Raw genomic sequence first — 18,359 nt, forward strand, 5'->3', positions numbered from 1 at the left:
TAGGATAATAGTATATTGAAAATACATGTTTTGTTGGTTTTCCATATGAAAAACATATCGCTGCGAATAAGGAGAACACACGTGGATATCAAACAATGTCGCTATTTCATCGCGATTGCCGAGGAGAGACAGATCACGGCAGCAGCGCGCAGATTACACATGGCTCAGCCTCCTCTAAGCCAACAGCTCAAGCTGATGGAAGACGAGCTCGGCGTAGCTTTGTTTGAACGCAAAGGACGCAGCATGGAGCTGACACAGGCGGGTCGAAGCTTCTATGATTATGCGGTCACAATGACCAAGTACATGGAGGAAGCTGTCATGGAAATGCAGAGCTTCAGGTATGGCATTCGGGGCAAGCTGTCTCTTGGCATTAATACGATTTCAGATCGTTTGATCCCGCAGGCGCTCCAGCAGTTTCGGACAACACACCCTCAGGTGACGTATAAAATTCAACAAAATGAATCTGCACAGCTCTGCCAGCTCTTGGGTGAAGGCAAAATCGAGCTTGCCTGTGTACGGATGCCTGTCAAAACAGAGCAATATGAAGTGCTGCATCTACCGCAGGAAGCTCTCTTCTATATTTCCTCCACACCGCTGAAGTCAGCGGATGAGCGCGGGATTTATTTTCAAAAGCTGACCGATATCCCTCTCTTGCTTCCTAGCACTGAAGGACTCGGGATGTTCGAACTGATATTACAGAAATTCCGTGAGCATCACGTGAATCCTTCCATTGCTGGCGAATGCTCGGATATTAACATGTTGCTGGAACTTGTACGACTCGGTTTTGCAAGCTCCATCGTGCCTCATACGGTTCTTCAGCTTTATCATGAGCATCCTTTTCATGTCTATCGTATTCAAGATGCGCAATCCACCGTAGATTCTGCGCTTGTGTGGCATCGCAATCGTCACCTGTCCAAGCCCGCGCAGCACTTTGTGCAATTGGTTCAGGAGCTGCTGCCTTCTCGCTCGCTTTAGTGTCCAGCAGACATCGACCATGAAGAATATCGCCCATATACTAAAAAGCAGCAGCCTTGCCGGAATAATTCCATCCGGAAAGACTGCTGCTTTTTGACGTTCGTTAAGCTTTTGCCGTAAACAACAATTCTTTTTCCTTAATCGTTGTACGTCCGGCAGACTCAATTGAATGATATTGATGCATGTTCGTAATGATGACCGGTGTAATCGTTGTGTAACCGGCTTTTTCGATTTCTTCCCGGTCGAATTCCATCAGCACATCACCAACGGCAACCTTCGCTCCTGCTTGAACTTTAGGCGAGAAGAATTGACCTTTCAGTTTCACGGTATCAATCCCGATGTGAATGAGCATCTCAGCGCCATTGTCACTTACCAAACCGATAGCGTGTCCACTCTTCGACAGCGAGAATACTGTACCGTTAATTGGAGAAACCACACGGCCTTCCGACGGCTGAATCGCAAACCCTTTACCCATAATCTCTTCGGAGAATGCAGGGTCTGGAACTTCGCTCAATGGTTTAACTTCACCAGTAATTGGGCTGAATACGTCTTGATCCAATGCTTTAGTTTCTTCAACAGCAGTTACTGCGGAAGCAGAAGTCGTTGCTACTGGTGTAGCTTCAGCCGATTGTGGAGCATTGTCTTCTTGGAAACCAAGAATGTACGTCAGTACTGCTGCTGCTACAATGGCAATCAAACCACCAGCCAGAGCGTAGAGCAGTGTGCTAATTGCCGGACTGATAAATGCTGCAATACTTGGCAGACCCACTAGACCTGTAAGTACATAAGCTTTAACATTGACGATTCCCATGAATCCACCTGCAACAGCTCCACCGATCAGGGCTGCTATAAATGGTTTTTTGAACTTCATATTAATCCCGTACATTGCCGGTTCCGTAATCCCCATGATAGCCGTAAGACCTGTGGAATAAGCAAGCGATTTCGTTTTACCATTTTTCGATCTAAGACCCACACCAAATGCTGCACCACCTTGTGCCAAGTTAGCTGCAAACATTAGTGGAATAATAAAATCGTAACCAAGTGATGTCATCGAACCAACAATGATCGGCAGCAGTGCATAGTGCATACCTGTAATGATCAGAAGTGACATCGTACCACCAATCAAGATACTTGCGAAGATGGACATGTTGTCGAACAACCATGAAATACCACCAGACAAACCATTACCGAGTACTGTACCCAATGGTCCAACCGTCATCAAGGTCAGAGGAACCATAATTAACAGGGTAACCGTTGGAACAATCAGAAGCTTAAGCGAAGCATGTGTAATACGATCAACCGCTTTCTCTACATAGGAAGCAATCCAGATTGCGAGAATAATCGGAATAACCGTAGAAGAATAGGTTGCTGCTATAACCTTAATGCCCACAAATGTGGTATCGCCATTGGCAAGCAAGGCTGTAATCGTCGGATGCATAATCCCCGCTGCCAGAGCTGCGGCAATATACATATTGCTACCGAGCTTACGTGCGGCACTGATCGCCAGAATGATCGGCAGGAAGTAGAATGCACCATCACCGATAGCAGACAAAATGATATAAGTTGAACTGGTTTCAGACAACCAACCTACAGCTACCAGGATTGCCACGATCCCTTTGATCATACCGGCACCCGTAATCGCTGGCAGAATCGGCGTGAATATTCCGGAAATAAAGTCGAACAATGCACTTACTGGATTTCTCTTTTTCTTCTCCCCAGTCGAAGCACTGGTTGATCCAGCGTCTGCATTTGGGGATTTGGACATGTTGCCTACCAGTGCATTATACACAACAGGCACATCGTTCCCGATAATGACCTGGAACTGACCGCCATTCTCCATAACGCCCATAACGCCAGGTGTATTTTTCAGCGTCGCTTTGTCCGCTTTTTTGTTGTCATTCAGGTTAAACCGGAGTCTTGTCATACAGTGTGTGACTTGATCGATGTTCTCTTCGCCACCAACAAGCTTCAGAATATCCTTGGACAATTGTTGTTTATCCATTGTGTTTTGCTCCTTTTATGTGTAATGAAGGTTAAAAAAAAACCTAAACACTGAATAATGACAAAGCAGTTTCAGCTTATCATTATTCAACGTTTAGGTTTTGCCTTTTGTGCAGTAACAATCCCAATTATTCAATTGTTTGTTCAGTTCTGACAACTCGTTCAATATGAATGGTCAGATATAGGATTTCTTCCTTGGATAAGACCCGGCTATAGATCTTGCGAGTATAGTCGTTAATCTTACAAGCACAAGCATGTGCCTCAGGATATTGTTTGCTCACCAGGTCATGAAGCGGATTATCTGCTTCCTTATCTTCAATCGCTGTACCGTGTAATACGCGCTGAGCAAAGAACTTCAAATGTGTCAGGAATCGATAATAACTCAGCGAATCCTCATCCAGCTCAATGACAAAGCTGCGTCGTACGATGTTAAGTACATCTTTTACGATATTCGTAATACTGATGGTTTCCCTCATCTCACCGTTCATCTGGGCGTTGACCAGATGCATAGCGATGAATGCGCATTCGTCTTCAGGAAGCAGGACGCCCAATGTTTCTTCAATAATCTGAAGTGCCTTGAGCCCAATGGCATATTCCTTGCGGTACATGCGCTTGATCTCCCAGAACAATGCGTTACGAATCTGCAAGCCTTGACGATGCCGGTCAATGGCAAAATGAATATGATCCGTAAGTGAAATGTAGATGCTCTCATGAAGCTTCTCACCCAACACGGTCTCGGCATAACGGATAATCTCATCCGAGCATTCAACATATTCAACTGGAATATCAGACAGAAGCGTTTTCAGTTTCTGCGATACTTCCTTGCTTTCCAATGAGAATATTTTTTCGACCAGACTGTCGTCTATCGTTTCACCAGTATGCTTTTTGAAGGCTATGCCCCGCCCCATGACGACCAGTTCGTTTCCTCCTGGATCAATCACAGTAACTACGTTGTTGTTCAGCACCTTCTCAATTTTCATTTCTTCACATCACCTTGCACCGTCAAAGTAGTAAAAGGCAAAACCAAAGCAGGTCATAAAACATATGCCCCGCTTCTGGTTTTGCCTGATTGAACAGTAACAATCCAGTATTCATTAGCCTTAGGCCCATCTTACCATATAATTATCCATCTGACAATGTTTTTGTGAAAGCGGTTAATGTGCTTGAATATGACACAAGAAGATGCTGCACACATATGTCTTTGGAACCAGAAATTAATGGTTGTCGGATTTCAGACTTGCGCCGTTTGTACCAATAACTTCTTTGTACCAGTGGAATGATTTTTTCTTGTAACGGTCCAGGGTACCCGATCCATCGTTGTTGCGATCGACGTAGATGAAGCCATATCGTTTTTTCATCTCTGCTGTGGATGCACTCACCAGATCGATGCAGCCCCATGAGGTATAACCCATAACTTCAACGCCGTCTTCAATCGCTTCGCCTACTTGTACCAAGTGATCATTCAGGTATTGAATCCGGTAATCATCATTGACCGTTTTATTGCCATTTTCGTCTGTGATCAGCTCATCGACTGCACCCAAACCATTTTCGACAATAAACAGCGGTTTTTGATAACGGTCCCAGTATTTATTCAGCGTTACGCGCAGGCCTTGCGGGTCAATCTGCCAGCCCCATTCACTTGCTTTGAGGTAAGGGTTCTGTACACCTGCAAACAGATTTCCTTTGCCTTCAACACGCTTCTGTGGGTCACCTGTTTCACAAATACTTACATAGTAACTGAATGAAATGAAGTCCACCGTATGTTTCAGAATTTCAGCATCGCCATCTTCAAACTTGATATTGATATTATTCGCTTTGAAGTAACGATTGATGTATTTCGGATAATAGCCACGTGCATGAATATCGGCAAAGATGTCATTCCGCTGTTCTGCATGCATTGCAGCTACCACATCATCCGGATTTGGAGTCAATGGATAGGTTGGCATACTGAGTACCATACAGCCAATTTTCGCTTCAGGCATAATCTCATGACCCAGTTTAACCGCCAGCGCACTTGCCACCAGCTCATGGTGGATTGCTTGGTACAGATCCTGTTTGGACAGTTCCGCTTTCGGTGTAAAGATGCCGCCACTCATGAATGGTTCTTCCAAAATGGAGTTAATTTCATTAAACGTCAGCCAGTATTTCACTTTGCCTTTGAATCGGTTGAACAGGACGGTTACATAACGCTCGTAGAACTCAATCATTTTACGGTTAACCCAGCCGTCATACGTTTTGGACAAATGCAGCGGTGTCTCATAATGAGAGATCGTTACGAGGGGTTCAATCCCATATTTGTGGCACTCGTCAAACAGATTATCATAGAATTGCAGACCTTTTTCGTTTGGCTCCAATTCATCACCTTTAGGGAAAATACGGGACCACGCGATGGATGTACGGAATACTTTGAAGCCCATTTCAGCAAACAATTTAACATCCTCTTTGTAGCGGTTATAAAAGTCAATTCCGATCAGTTTCAAGTTATCTTCTGTTGGTCCTTCCGTTCTTGGCGTCGTAATCCCATGCGGCATTACATCCTGAACAGACAGGCCTTTGCCATCTGTATTGTAGGCTCCTTCGAGCTGATTGGCTGCGACTGCGCCGCCCCATAGAAAATCCTTCGGAAATGGTGTTGTCATATCTGTCATTCCTCTCTGGTTACGTTATCTTCATTCTTTGTTAAAACGGTTGACCCTATGCCCGTAAGCACTTGTTTCGATCAGTCCCACATCAAAAAGCGGACAACACGCCAACTAAAGGGCTTCAGATCAGATAATCACCGATGGCCTGCTTTATGCTGGGTTTTGCCCGCTTTATGCGGTAACAATCCTCGAATAGCCTAATTACTACAGCGATCCGGGTTTAAGATAAAGGAGTCAGACCAAATTATAGTTGCTCACCATTGCTGGCAATTACGTTTTTGTACCAGTCAAACGAATCTTTCTTCGAACGTTTGAGTGTTCCATTACCTTCATCGTCCAAATCCACGTAGATGAAACCATAACGTTTGGACATTTCAGATGTGGACATACTCACGAGGTCAATCGGCCCCCATGCTGTAAATCCAATCAGATCCACACCGTCTTTGATCGCTTCTTTCATTTGTTCGATGTGTTTCTTCAGATAGTCCACACGATAGGAGTCATGGATTGAACCGTCTTCTTCAACACGGTCATATGCACCCAGACCATTTTCTACGATGAACAATGGTTTCTGGTAGCGATCCCAGAAGTTATTCAACGTTACGCGCAGACCGATCGGGTCGATCTCCCAGCCCCAGTCGGAAGCTTCCAGATAAGGGTTTTTCACGCCGCCAGTCAGGTTACCTGCTGTTTCTTCCTTGTCTGCGGATGCAGATTTGGTTACAGACATGTAGTAACTGAAGGAAATGAAATCAACCGTATTGTTCAGCAAGATCTCATCATCGCCTGCTTCTTTCTGAATCACGATGTTGTTTTCTTCAAAGTAACGAGCCATGTAGTTCGGGTATTGACCCCGAGCATGCATATCCGTGAAGAAGAGGTTAATCTGATTCTCATGTTGCGCCAGACGAACATCTACCGGATTACAAGTCGCCGGGTACGTTTCCATCCGAGCGAGCATACAGCCCACTTGGGAACCAGGAATAATCTCATGGGCAAGCTTGGTTACCAGTGCACTAGCTACAAATTGGTGATGCAGCGCTTGATATGTCGTTTGCAGTTGGTTGTCCACTTTATCGATCAGGATACCGCCACCTGTGTATGGGCTAAACAGCATCACGTTGATTTCATTAAACGTCAACCAGTATTTCACTTTATTTTTATAACGGTTGAACACAGTTTCTGCATATCTCACATAGTGCCCAATCACTTCACGACCTGCCCAACCATTGTATTTCTGTGTCAGACCCAGCGGTGTTTCGTAGTGAGACAAGGTTACCAACGGTTCAATGCCGTATTTCAACAGTTCGTCGAAGACGTCATCATAGAATTTCAAGCCAGCTTCGTTCGGCTCTTGATCGTAACCGTTCGGGAAAATACGTGCCCAGTGAATGGACAAACGGAACACTTTAAAGCCCATCTCAGCAAACAAAGCGATATCTTCTTTATAGTGATGATAGAAATCAATACCAAAACGTTTAGGGAAACGTTCTTCAATTTTGCCGGAAAGGATCTCTTCAATTCGTGTAGAGGAGATTTCCATGGCATGTCCGCCTGTACGCTTCTCTTTGGGAACATGCGCAATCATATCCGCAGTAGAGAGACCTTTGCCGTCCTTATCGAATGCACCTTCCAATTGGTTGGCAGCTGTAGCGCCTCCCCACAGGAAGTTTTCGGGGAATCCTTTTTTTGCCGTGGTCATAACGAACTACCTCTTTTCGAATTTTATTTGGGTTTTTCCCGAATACAACGGCTGTATTTCAGGCCAAAAAACAAGAAAAACCTAAACTCAAGGTAAAATAGCTCGCAAAAAAAGAGCCTTCATTTCACCATCAGTTTAGGTTTTGCCTGTCTGCACAGTTACAATCCATCAAAAGATGTTATTGTGTATTCGGTTGTTTTTCTCTTGTAATGTAAGCGTAACATATCTATTTTGCAAAATCAACTTTCCGCTTAATGCACTCGCTGACCACCTTTAAGTTATCGAGGCATTTGCATAATTGCTGCTCTTAGGGCATTCGTATCCCCGCTTTTGAGGTAGCTGGCAGGACTTTCGTCGCCCAATGCAGGAACTTTCATGTCTATCCAACGCAGCTCATATTCACCCATTTCACATAATATAACCTTGCTAATATCTATCGGAATCCCCCGCTGCTCTGCACATTCAGCCCATTTTGGTTCCACATCCAAATATGATTTTTCGAAGAGTCGCACAAATGAGTCCCAACTGCTTTGATTGAACTCCGCCAGATATAAATCTTTCATACTCATGTAAATTCCCTCCCTGAAATAGACATCGTAACCCCCAAGTCCTACGATAAGCAATTCATCCTTAAGCCGCTTGAAACCGATTTTGAAAAAGGTAGACTTAATTTTAAATGTTTTTCGGGAAAATGGATAGCCAAGGAGGAACACAACAATGACTGAAGAAGCAAACACATCCGGTTGGGATGCCATTGATGCAGCAGTTGGTGAATTATATGGAGATCAGGAACCACTTCACTATGGTACAGCTATTCCCTATATGCTCGGTGGACCTGATCCGCTAAATGGAATTAGCGTATACAAAGTGGATACCCCGATCCCTCACTGGCATTTCATTACCTATGGTTTTTCGGAACTGTATGAGAAGGAATCGGAAGATCTGGAGCATAGCGGTTATGGATTTGAAATGACTTTTCGGCTTACCCGGAGTGAAGAAGAGACTGCTCCCCCGTCTTGGGCTCTGAATCTATTACAGAACGTTGGACGATACGTTTTTACTAGTGGGAACGTATTTCATGCAGGAGATTACATGGATGCAAATGGCCCCATTTGTCTCGGCTCAGATACGTTACTAACCGCACTTTCTTTTATTGAAGATCCTGATCTGACAACGATATCCACACCCAATGGAACGGTGAAATTCATTCAGATGGTGGGAATTACCGGTCCGGAACTCGAAACGATGCAGACATGGAATACACGTGGCTTGTTAGCAGCCTTGGTTGAATTCATGCCAAAATACGTTACGGATCTCATGAGAAATTCATATTTGGATATCCCCTCAGTGATTCAGGCTGTTGAGCGCGGAATTGAAGAGGAAGGTTCCAGTACAGCATTTTTATTCATACAACAACTAGCCTGGACATCTCCCCGCAAGAGAATACTGCAAAAAAATGTACCGGCTGAACTCCAGATCGGAGCAAAACAGGCCCAAATTATCGGAAAAATACTACGCAGCCGCTTTTCAAAAGGCGCTCCACTGTCCCTAATCGGATCAGGATTGAACATTACGTTTGAAGCCGGAGGAACACCCTCATTTTCGGAGGATGGCAACCAGATTAAGGTGATTGTGCATGAACAAGCCGTATTGGAGTTGGCCGCAAACCTTCGCCCTGTCGAACAAACATTTGAGATTGCTTCATTGCCCGGCATTCTATTTCGAATTGCCCGCACTGAAATTACCGATCAGGATGGTCATGTGATCGAAACCATCGGTTAATCACGAGGAGGACATCATATGTCTGCACGAACATCTACCTTACGAGAATTCTCGTTGGAGAACGAAATATATCCCCACGGTATGGCACATATCCAGTATTTAACGAAAACCAATCTGGACAGGATACGCAAAATCAATCATTTTCTGATTAATGCCTTCCAGCAGAGTCTCTCGGATATCAAAGAAAACCTGTCAAGCACGTATCTCTTTCTGCTCACCGACGCGCATGGAGTCCTGCTTGCCATGGATTACAGCCCTGATCTGGAACAAGTGGTGAAACAATCACCCATCCGTCCGGGTATGATCTTTACAGCTAGAAGTTGTGGCGTCAATGCTATATCCGAATCAATGGATAAACAGGGGCCTGTTCAGCTGTCCCCTGAGCAGCATGAGAATCCACTTTTTCAGAGCTGGCATTGCTATGCTGCACCTCTGTCTGTTGGTCTTCAACACGTTGGCTACCTGGACGTCTCCACCATTAATGCAGACATCCAGAGTGAACTGATTGCAATCGCCAAGCTGATCCCGGCCCATATGCAAAATCGGTATCAATCTAACCTTGCCTCATCGGTAACGGAGCAGCCATCGATTGAATTCACCAAGCGACAGTTAACCATTCTGAAAATGATCTCTAGCGGACTGACGGTTAAAGCCATTGCTGTGAAATTGAAAATAAAGGAATGCACCGTAAATCATCATAAAAAAGTGATTTTTAACAAATTAGGTGTACAATCCAGCGCGGAAGCTGTTTCAATTGCCAGCCGTCTGTCTTATCTATAAAGGTACCCCTATAGATTCCTATAGGTGGTCAACACGAACATCTGTGCTAAGATTTTTAGGTACACATGAATTAGAGAGAGAAAGAACAAACACACACATTTTCAGGAGGGTATTATGTCTATTTCAAAAAAAGCTTCATTGTTTGCCATGTTAATTATGATTCTGTTGGTTGCTGCAGCCTGCGGCGACAAGGCGGATAACAACGCCAAAACGAATAACTCAACCGCAACAGAAACCACTGCCGGCAGAGATACAGACACAGCCAAGACAGAAGACACGGACAACACGGAAAACTCCGAAGCATCCACTTCCGAGTCCAAGGAAACAGATAACTCCAAAGACGTTGAATTGGGAACTACGGAAAAAGGCTCTTATAACAATGATTATTTTGGTGTTTCACTGAAATTCCCCGAAGCTTGGGAGTTCCAGGATGCCGAGGGCATGAACGAACTGACTAACGCTTCCTCCGAAGTGATTGCTGGAGACGATGAAACGAAGAAAAAACAAATTGAACTATCTCAGGCCAAAACACTGAACCTGTTGATGGCTTCACAATATCCATTGGACGGAGGTCAAGTCGGCCCTTCCGCTATGGCGATTGCTGAAAAAGTAAGCCTGCTGCAAGGCATTCGTACAGGTAAAGATTATCTGAAAGCAACGAAGAAATTCATGATGGACAGCCAGTTCCCTTATGAATACAAGGAATTCACAACCGAAACCATCGGTGGCAAAGAGATGGATCTGATGCAAATTACGATGGATGCGGGCGATGGTTCAACCATTACGCAAGATTACTACAGCACCATTATTGAAGGTTATGCATTCAACTTCATCTTCACCTATTTGGATGATACTACAAAGGCCGAGATCGACAACATCAAGAAATCCGTTCAGTTTAAATAATACACTCACTGTCACAGTGTCTGCTGTGCATGAAATAGGACCCCGCGCAATGATCTTTCACAGATCACTGCCGGGGTTCTTTTTTGAATAAAAGTAGATGGTTCAATTTATCCGGAAATGGCCACCCAATGTCCCTCTTTTACTTCCACCCATCGGGACTGTTCCAGATTATAGCGATCTTCCACTTCTACCGTCTCTCTTGGGGCTTCGTTTACAGCATGACGTTTTTTCTTCGCTTCCACAGCCGGGTCCGGAACCGGAATAGCCGATAACAAGGCCTTTGTGTACGCATGCTGAGGGTTCGAATATAGTTCTTCACTTTCTGCTAACTCCACAATCTTCCCATTATACATGACAGCTACACGATCACTGATATGTTTAACCATGGACAAATCATGTGCAATGAACAGGTATGTCAGACCGAGTCGCTGCTGCAATTCTTCAAGCAGCTGTACGATCTGAGCCTGAATGGACACATCCAACGCAGACAAAGGCTCGTCACATACAATAAATTCAGGTTCCACGGCCAGCGCACGAGCGATTCCGATCCGCTGCCGTTGACCACCCGAAAATTCATGAGGGTATCGCTGGGCATGAGCCGGATCGAGACCCACCATCTCCAGCAATTCCTCCACACGTTTTTCCCGCTCAGCGGGGCTGCCGGCAAGATGGTGAATATCCAAGGCTTCCCCAATAATGTCCATAATTCTAAATTTCGGATTAAGCGAGGCATACGGATCCTGGAAAATAATTTGCATATGTCTCCTCATCGTTTTCATCTCTGAGGCAGAGAGGCGGTTGAGCGGCACTCCCTTGAACAGCACATCCCCACCTGTTGGTTCATGCAGTCGCAGAATGGCTCGACCAGTAGTCGATTTCCCGCTGCCCGATTCGCCTACGACCCCAAGCGTCTCCCCCTGGCGGATCTCGAAACTGATATCGTTCACCGCTTTTAAGGTGTTGCCTTTACCCAGATTAAAATGCTGTTTGAGGGACTTCACTTCCAGCAAAGGCTGATCATCACCCAGATCGCGTGGCACCAACGACACGAGTTTCGGTTTCTTCTTCTCGTCTAATCGAGGCAATGCATTTAGCAGTCTGGACGTGTATGGATGCTTCGGATTCGCAAAAATCTCTGTGGTTGTCCCGGATTCCACAATCTGCCCGTCTTTCATGACCACGACCCGATCACACATCCCCGCCACGACTCCGAGATCATGGGTAATCAGAATAATGGAAGTGCCCAGCTGTGCCTGCATATCTTTCATCAAATTAAGGATTTGGGCCTGAATAGTAACATCAAGTGCAGTTGTTGGTTCATCCGCAATCAGCAATTCAGGACGGCAAGCAAGAGCAATAGCGATCATCACCCGCTGGCGCATACCTCCGGAGAATTCATGTGGATACTGGTTGAAACGTATTTCACCCCGGGTGATGCCAACGAGCTCCAACATGGCTATCGCCTGCTTCTTCGCTTCCCCTCTGGAAAGCTTCTGATGTTTAATCAGACTTTCGGTGATCTGTTTTCCGATTTTCACGGTCGGATTAAGAGAGCTCATAGGGTCCTGAAAGATCATGCCGATGTCACGGCCGCGGATGCTCTCCATCTCTTTTTGCGTTTTATGGACCAGGTCTACCCCTTTAAACAGGATCTCACCTTTTTTCATCTGCGAAGGAGGAGAGGCAAGCAGCCGCATAATGGAACGTGCCGTCACACTCTTCCCACTGCCGGATTCCCCTACAATGCCAAGTGTTTCCCCTTTCCGCACTTCAAAACTGACTTCTTTCACCGCCTGAAATTCACTCTCTCCGGAATGAAAAGAAACGGACAACTCATTTACTTTCAACAAAGGTTGCATGTGATCACCAGCCCTCATCCATATTTTCACATGTACTCATATGTATACTCTTCCATACCTTGACAATTAAATAGACACTAAATAATATATACTATATCAATCGGAATAATGCAATTTAAAATAAGATGAAAGGAGGCTCGCATGGTTTGAATCTTGCAAAAGGCAGTAAAATGTCACAGCTTGTTTACACCCTGGGATTTAATTATGGCAAAATGCTGCTTCATCCCTCCTATCGATATGTTCTATTTATTCTCGGACTTCCTGTGAATTTGGTTGTGCTTCTGATCTGGCAATCTAGACGAAAAAGGGATGGCTGGGCCTTGGTTCAACAAGCTGTTGAGCGCGATATGCTCTCCACCTCTTACCGGGATAAACTTCGGATGGACGTTGAAGAACAGTTGAGGCGTAAACACCGTTTCTTTCGGCAGCAAGTTAGTGAGGCAGAATTCAAGCGTCAGACGGAAGAGTGGCTGGAGGAATCCGTTCAGAAGGAGTTAAAGGAACGAACGTTCAGCAGGCTTCAGGCAGAGGGAAAACTGCGCCTGACGATGGCCGATACATTCCAATCATTGATTAATATACCGTGGTTCCTTGCGATATCAGTTATTCCGGGCTGTCTGATGTACGCCATGATGTTTTTGTACGGCAATCCTTATCTAAAGTACATATTCGAAAGAATTCTGATGACGGTATTCGTCATTTTGGGCGTAGCTACACTTGTATTCACCATCTTGTACCTGTCTCCATTCAATCCGGCGGCCAACATTCTCGGAGAGACAGCGACACAGGAACAGATCGCAGCTTTTAACCATGTCTATGGCCTGGATCAGCCCTATCTTGTCCAGCTCTGGAACAATATCAAGGGCATAGCTCTATTTGATCTCGGCAAGTCTTTTTCAGGGAATGAAGATGTCACGGCTACGATCGCCAGAAAGTTTCCAATTACGTTAACACTGGCCGTTATCTCCTTGCTGCTTGCCCTTGTCATTGCATTGCCAATCGGCATCATCTCGGCGATCAAGCCCAATTCACTGTTTGATTACACATTCATGTTTATTGCATTGATTGGATTATCGATTCCGAATTTCTGGCAAGGACTGATCTTCATCCTGAATTTTTCGATCAAGCTGCAGTGGCTTCCGGCTACCTTCAATCCACAGAACTGGCTGTCTATTATTATGCCAACGATTGTTCTGGGAACGGGATTAACCGCTGCGGTGGCCCGTATGACCCGGTCTTCCACACTGGAAGTTATTCATGAGGATTACGTGATGACTGCTCGTGCCAAAGGATTAAGTGAACGACAGGTTCTGCTGAAACATGCTGTGCGCAATGCGCTAATTCCAATCGTAACCGTTGTAGGTCTTCAGTTCGGAGGCATGCTTGGCGGGGCGGCTGTAACGGAGAAAGTATTTAATATCAGCGGACTTGGCAGCTACATTGTGGATAAACAGTTTATCCCTGATATTCCGAGCATTATGGGCGGGGTCATATACACAGCGATTACAATCTCCATCATCAATGTTGTGGTAGATCTGTTGTACGCTTTTGTCGACCCCAGGGTTCGTTCCAAGATGAAACAATATTAAAGCAGGTGCACTATGACAAAATCGGGTTCACTTACACAAGAAATGCGTTTTCGGCTTAAATCTTCACAGGAGTACAGTCAGGCAAGCTTCGCCTGGGTCACTTCCCTTCTCTTGTCGGCGTTACTGTTGTTCAACAGTTATGACTGGAGCCTTCAGGAGTTCAGACCATTTCTGCTGACCGCGCTTGGAATCTACCTATTTTTCACGCTGGTCCAGAGTATGCTGACGCTCCGGATTCGGAGAGACCTGATTCAGAAGGGGACAATCTCTGTGCTGACTCGCAGACTTGCCTGGGTCCAGCTGTTGGGTATCATTTCAGGCAATATCTTTATCGTGACGGCCGCTTTTCATCTGATCAAGAAAACAAAGAGCATTGAGTATACATTTGCGGTGTATATGCTGCTGACCCAGCTGTTCGTTATTGGGGTCTCGGCACTCAATATGTTTAAACCATATGTTGCGGATACGTTTTTGCCAGCCATGGCTGCGCTCGTACTTGTGCTTGTGATTGATCTGGTGGTGCTGTTTATCGTATCCCGGTATACGTCAGCCTCGATCATCCCACGCTGGATGCTGGGAATGAGCGTGATCCTGATTCTGACTTCGGTCACAGGAAATGTATTCGCACTGCTGCTGGGTATCTCCATCATTGGACGAATCCGCAGACAGGGTAAACAAAAATCCAACTTCTGGAATGATCTGTGGGAGCGTCTTGCTCCGAATGTCACAGCAATGTCCGGTTTGTTTTTTATCATTTTCCTGTTCTCGATATCGATTTGCAGCTTCTTTACTTTTGATTACAGCATGGCTGTAGAAAATAACTACTCGGCCTTGCTTCAGTCTCCATCGCTCGCTTATCCCTTGGGAACGGATGACTTTGGACGATGTTTATTTTCCCGGATTGTATTCGGTGCCCGTATATCGTTGATCGTAGGCTTCATGTCAACTCTGATTCCGGTACTGATAGGCGGTATTCTCGGAGCCTTCTCGGGATTCTATGGAAGACACACGGACAATATCATCATGCGACTGCTGGATATTCTCTATGCCATTCCGGGTATTCTGCTCGCTATCGCCATCATTGCGGCTTTCGGGGCCAATACGGTCAATCTTATTCTGGCACTCAGCCTGGGTTCGATCCCAACTTACGCACGAACTATGAGAGCCAGTGTACTCTATGTATCTACATTTGAATTTGTTGAAGCTGCACGTGCACTGGGTTACAACAATCGCTCCATTATTTTCAAACATATTATTCCGAACTCGCTCGCACCCATGATTATCAAGTCTACACTTACGATTGGCGGAGCGGTCATTGCCACCAGCAGTCTGAGTTATCTGGGACTCGGCGTGGAGCCGCATATTCCCGAATGGGGCAACATTCTCAAGCTGGGCAGCACGTATCTGGAAACCCATTCGTATCTGGCCATCTATCCAGGTCTTGCGATCATTCTGCTCGTGCTCTCGTTCAACTTTCTGGGTGACGGACTGCGCGACGCGCTTGATCCGAAGCTCGAAAAGGCTTAACCACTTCTACAATATTCAACTCAAATTGAATTCCATTGATTATGAACTTATCTGGAGGTATTTTCATGAAAAAACGTATGCTGATAGCACTACTATTAACTTTTGTCCTTGTGGTCTCCGGTTGCAGTGTGAAGACCAAGACGGAATCCCAGTCAGAAACCGCACCGTCCGATACAACAAAAAACACGCAAAACCAAAAACCGGTAGACATCGAATTACTGGCTCAGAGCTCTTCCGAAAACGACGTGAACATTATCCGCGACCAGCTCACCAAGAATGGCTTCAATGTTAAGCTGAACCTGCAGCCGGATTACGGCAGCTACAAATCCCAGCAGGATGCAGGCAATTATGACATTGCACTGTCCAGCTGGACAACGGTAACCGGGAATCCGGACTATGCAGTTCGTTCACTTTTCAAAACAGGCGGAGACTACAGCATTCTGGCTGATGAAGAAATCGATAAACTTATTGACCAGGCTGCTACCCAGACTCCGGACGAATACAAGGATACGTATAAACAATTGGAGGACCGCTTGGTGACCGATCAGGCCTATATCGCTCCGTTGTACATTTCCTTGAAAAGTCAGGCTTTGAACAAAGACATTCTGAATGCAGACACCGTTCGCTTGTCCAAATCCCGCGCCATGGCTTGGGAACCAATTGAATTCAAAGACAGCTCCAAAAATACCAAAGAACCATTAATTCTGACACAAAGTGCCTCCGTCCTGACTTCCCTTGACCCGATCAAAGGAAATGACGGTTCCATCAACCAACTGAACACCAACATGTATGTACGTCTCGTTAACCTGACAGATGACGATCAACTTACACCAGAGGGTTCCCTCTCCCACAATTTCAGCATTGCTGAGGGTAACTCGGAGTATTACTTCATTCTCAGAGACGATATCAACTTTGCCAAGATTGATAACAAAAAAGCGGTAGATACGGGAGAACGTGTCGGTGCAGATGACGTCATCTTCTCTCTCGATCGCGCCAAAAACAAAGATTCCGTACCGGATCACCGGACATACAGCCTGCACGAACATATCAAGGAAGCCGAGTTGGTAACAGACCTGGGCGCCTTGGAATCCGTTCAGCAATCTAGTGGCAGCGGTACGGTTAAAGACGCATTAGAACAAGGGCTGGGCACCAAAATTACGGAACTGGTCACGGACAAAAACAAAGCCGATAACGCTGCCGGGAAGTATCAGGTTGTGAAACTCACAACCACGGAACCTTTCCCGCAAGTATTGAATTATCTGGCTCACCAATCTGCTGGTATTGTGTCCAAAAAGCAGGTCGAGAGCATCAATACGTATGATGTAGCTTCGTTTGACGTGAATAAAGACATTCCTTACGGCGATCAGAATACGGTGACTGAAGGTGCTGCGTACAACAACACCCTGTATGCCAGCGGCCCCTATATCTTGGCATATAAAAATGATTATGAAGGTGTATTCTATCAGAATCCCGGCTACCGTAAAGGCTCTGAGTATGCACCTAAAATTTCTCAGGTGAATGTTCGATTCATCTCCGATGCCGACAGTGCGTTGTCTGCTCTTCGCAGCAGTGAAATCCACCTGTACTACGGGGTACCTGAAACGAAGTACGATATCATTAAAAATGACAGCAAATTGCAATTGCAGAGCATTCCGAGCAATGCGGTTTCCTATCTGCTGTTCAACACAGCCAATCGGGAAGTTGCCAAGAGCAGTGACCTGAGAAAAGCCGTACTGTACGCCATCAACCAGGATGACATTTTGCAGTTCTACAAAAACAACAAACTTAAGGCGTACTCTACAGTAAGTCCACTCGTTCAGACTGGGAATGAATTGAAGTCCGATCCGGCAAAAGTAAAAGAATTCTTGAGCGCCTACCAGGCTTCCAAGTAGCAATAAAGATAAACGGCTGTCATCCGGATCACTCCAAGATCCGGATGACAGCCGTTTTATATGCTGAACAATATATTCTATAAATTGAACAATCAACATTGTACAATCTTCCTAGAATATCTGCGCTGTACACCAGGCAACAGAGTGACGATCTGAATCCCCACTCCCCAGGAAAAATAGACCAGATGGATCACAGATACATGCTGGATCCAGTATACCTGCACCATAATCCAGATAATCAGAGCAAATCCCGTATATAAGGAGAATGTCCATCCCCAGTATTGATTCGGGTAGAGATTCAGTTTTTCACCTATTTTCCAGTGAATGCGACGAAGGAGTGAAATGGCAATGATCATTGGCATAACACCTAGAACCAACAATAGTATAATTCCCGGGATCAGAAAACTGCCAAACGGGGAATGTTCCAACAATGAATCCGGCATTTGGATAAGGTTTCCCGATGGATCGATAATGAGTGCTCCCCCTCCAACCATCGCACCAATGCCCAGTAACCCCTGCATCACAATGATCACCCACGATCTTTCAGGTCCAACTTCGCGCATTATTCCCTCATCACTAATCCTCATCCCTCGCCCTCCAGACATGTTATACCGATTTTACTGAACGATCTATTTTTCCATTTTCACATACGGAGAGGGTTGAATCCTGTGCTCTTTCTCACTAAAATCGTTCCAAAAAATTCGATT

Annotated in this window: 14 protein-coding genes; 7 read left to right on the plus strand and 7 right to left on the minus strand. The window is 45.4% G+C overall.

Annotated features, from left to right (window positions below; translation table 11 throughout):
- Positions 1–81 precede the first annotated feature (81 nt).
- On the plus strand, positions 82–975 hold the full coding sequence (locus tag BMY78_RS23200; protein ID WP_090903749.1) for a LysR family transcriptional regulator: 894 nt from the start codon (positions 82–84) through the stop codon (positions 973–975).
- A 103-nt stretch (positions 976–1,078) separates the two neighbouring features.
- Here the strand turns inward: BMY78_RS23200 and BMY78_RS23205 are convergent, their stop codons facing one another.
- From BMY78_RS23205 to BMY78_RS23225, 5 genes are all read right to left on the minus strand, one after another.
- Positions 1,079–2,977, minus strand: a complete 1,899-nt coding sequence (locus BMY78_RS23205) for a beta-glucoside-specific PTS transporter subunit IIABC (protein ID WP_090903750.1) — start codon at positions 2,975–2,977, stop codon at positions 1,079–1,081.
- Between the two features lie 127 nt (positions 2,978–3,104).
- Positions 3,105–3,956: a BglG family transcription antiterminator LicT gene (gene licT, locus BMY78_RS23210; protein ID WP_090903751.1), complete on the minus strand. Its 852-nt coding sequence runs from the start codon at positions 3,954–3,956 to the stop codon at positions 3,105–3,107.
- Between the two features lie 234 nt (positions 3,957–4,190).
- Positions 4,191–5,615 carry a glycoside hydrolase family 1 protein gene (locus BMY78_RS23215; protein ID WP_090903752.1) on the minus strand — a complete coding sequence of 475 codons (1,425 nt, stop codon included), beginning with the start codon at positions 5,613–5,615 and terminating at the stop codon, positions 4,191–4,193.
- 247 nt (positions 5,616–5,862) lie between these two features.
- Positions 5,863–7,320 (minus strand): glycoside hydrolase family 1 protein, encoded by a 1,458-nt coding sequence (locus BMY78_RS23220; protein WP_090903753.1) that lies wholly within the window; start codon positions 7,318–7,320, stop codon positions 5,863–5,865.
- Between the two features lie 278 nt (positions 7,321–7,598).
- Complete coding sequence (locus BMY78_RS23225; RefSeq protein ID WP_090903754.1) at positions 7,599–7,889, minus strand: hypothetical protein; 291 nt, start codon at positions 7,887–7,889, stop codon at positions 7,599–7,601.
- A 148-nt stretch (positions 7,890–8,037) separates the two neighbouring features.
- Here BMY78_RS23225 and BMY78_RS23230 point away from each other — a divergent pair, with 148 nt between their 5' ends.
- The 3 genes from BMY78_RS23230 (at position 8,038) to BMY78_RS23240 (ending at position 10,785) form a co-directional block, all read left to right on the plus strand.
- Positions 8,038–9,102 carry a suppressor of fused domain protein gene (locus BMY78_RS23230; protein WP_090903755.1) on the plus strand — a complete coding sequence of 355 codons (1,065 nt, stop codon included), beginning with the start codon at positions 8,038–8,040 and terminating at the stop codon, positions 9,100–9,102.
- Between the two features lie 18 nt (positions 9,103–9,120).
- The gene (locus BMY78_RS23235; protein WP_090903756.1) at positions 9,121–9,882 is read left to right on the plus strand and encodes a LuxR C-terminal-related transcriptional regulator; all 762 of its coding nucleotides are present in this window, start codon (positions 9,121–9,123) and stop codon (positions 9,880–9,882) included.
- A gap of 114 nt (positions 9,883–9,996) precedes the next feature.
- A complete protein-coding gene (locus BMY78_RS23240) occupies positions 9,997–10,785 on the plus strand; it encodes a hypothetical protein (RefSeq protein ID WP_090903757.1) in 789 nt (262 codons plus the stop codon).
- 107 nt (positions 10,786–10,892) lie between these two features.
- On the opposite strand, the gene BMY78_RS23245 is transcribed toward BMY78_RS23240, so the two are convergent.
- Positions 10,893–12,644: an ABC transporter ATP-binding protein gene (locus BMY78_RS23245; protein WP_090903758.1), complete on the minus strand. Its 1,752-nt coding sequence runs from the start codon at positions 12,642–12,644 to the stop codon at positions 10,893–10,895.
- A gap of 146 nt (positions 12,645–12,790) precedes the next feature.
- On the opposite strand from BMY78_RS23245, the gene BMY78_RS23250 reads away from it, so the two are divergent.
- From BMY78_RS23250 to BMY78_RS23260, 3 genes are all read left to right on the plus strand, one after another.
- Positions 12,791–14,233, plus strand: a complete 1,443-nt coding sequence (locus tag BMY78_RS23250) for an ABC transporter permease (protein ID WP_090903759.1) — start codon at positions 12,791–12,793, stop codon at positions 14,231–14,233.
- 12 nt (positions 14,234–14,245) lie between these two features.
- Positions 14,246–15,760, plus strand: coding sequence for an ABC transporter permease (locus BMY78_RS23255; protein ID WP_090903760.1), 1,515 nt, complete (start codon positions 14,246–14,248; stop codon positions 15,758–15,760).
- Between the two features lie 65 nt (positions 15,761–15,825).
- Positions 15,826–17,652, plus strand: coding sequence for an ABC transporter substrate-binding protein (locus tag BMY78_RS23260; protein WP_090903761.1), 1,827 nt, complete (start codon positions 15,826–15,828; stop codon positions 17,650–17,652).
- A gap of 92 nt (positions 17,653–17,744) precedes the next feature.
- On the opposite strand, the gene BMY78_RS23265 is transcribed toward BMY78_RS23260, so the two are convergent.
- Positions 17,745–18,239 carry a hypothetical protein gene (locus tag BMY78_RS23265; protein WP_256222333.1) on the minus strand — a complete coding sequence of 165 codons (495 nt, stop codon included), beginning with the start codon at positions 18,237–18,239 and terminating at the stop codon, positions 17,745–17,747.
- Positions 18,240–18,359: the final 120 nt, after the last annotated feature.

It is taken from the genome of Paenibacillus sp. OK076 (assembly GCF_900110055.1).
In the GTDB taxonomy this organism is placed as follows: domain Bacteria; phylum Bacillota; class Bacilli; order Paenibacillales; family Paenibacillaceae; genus Paenibacillus.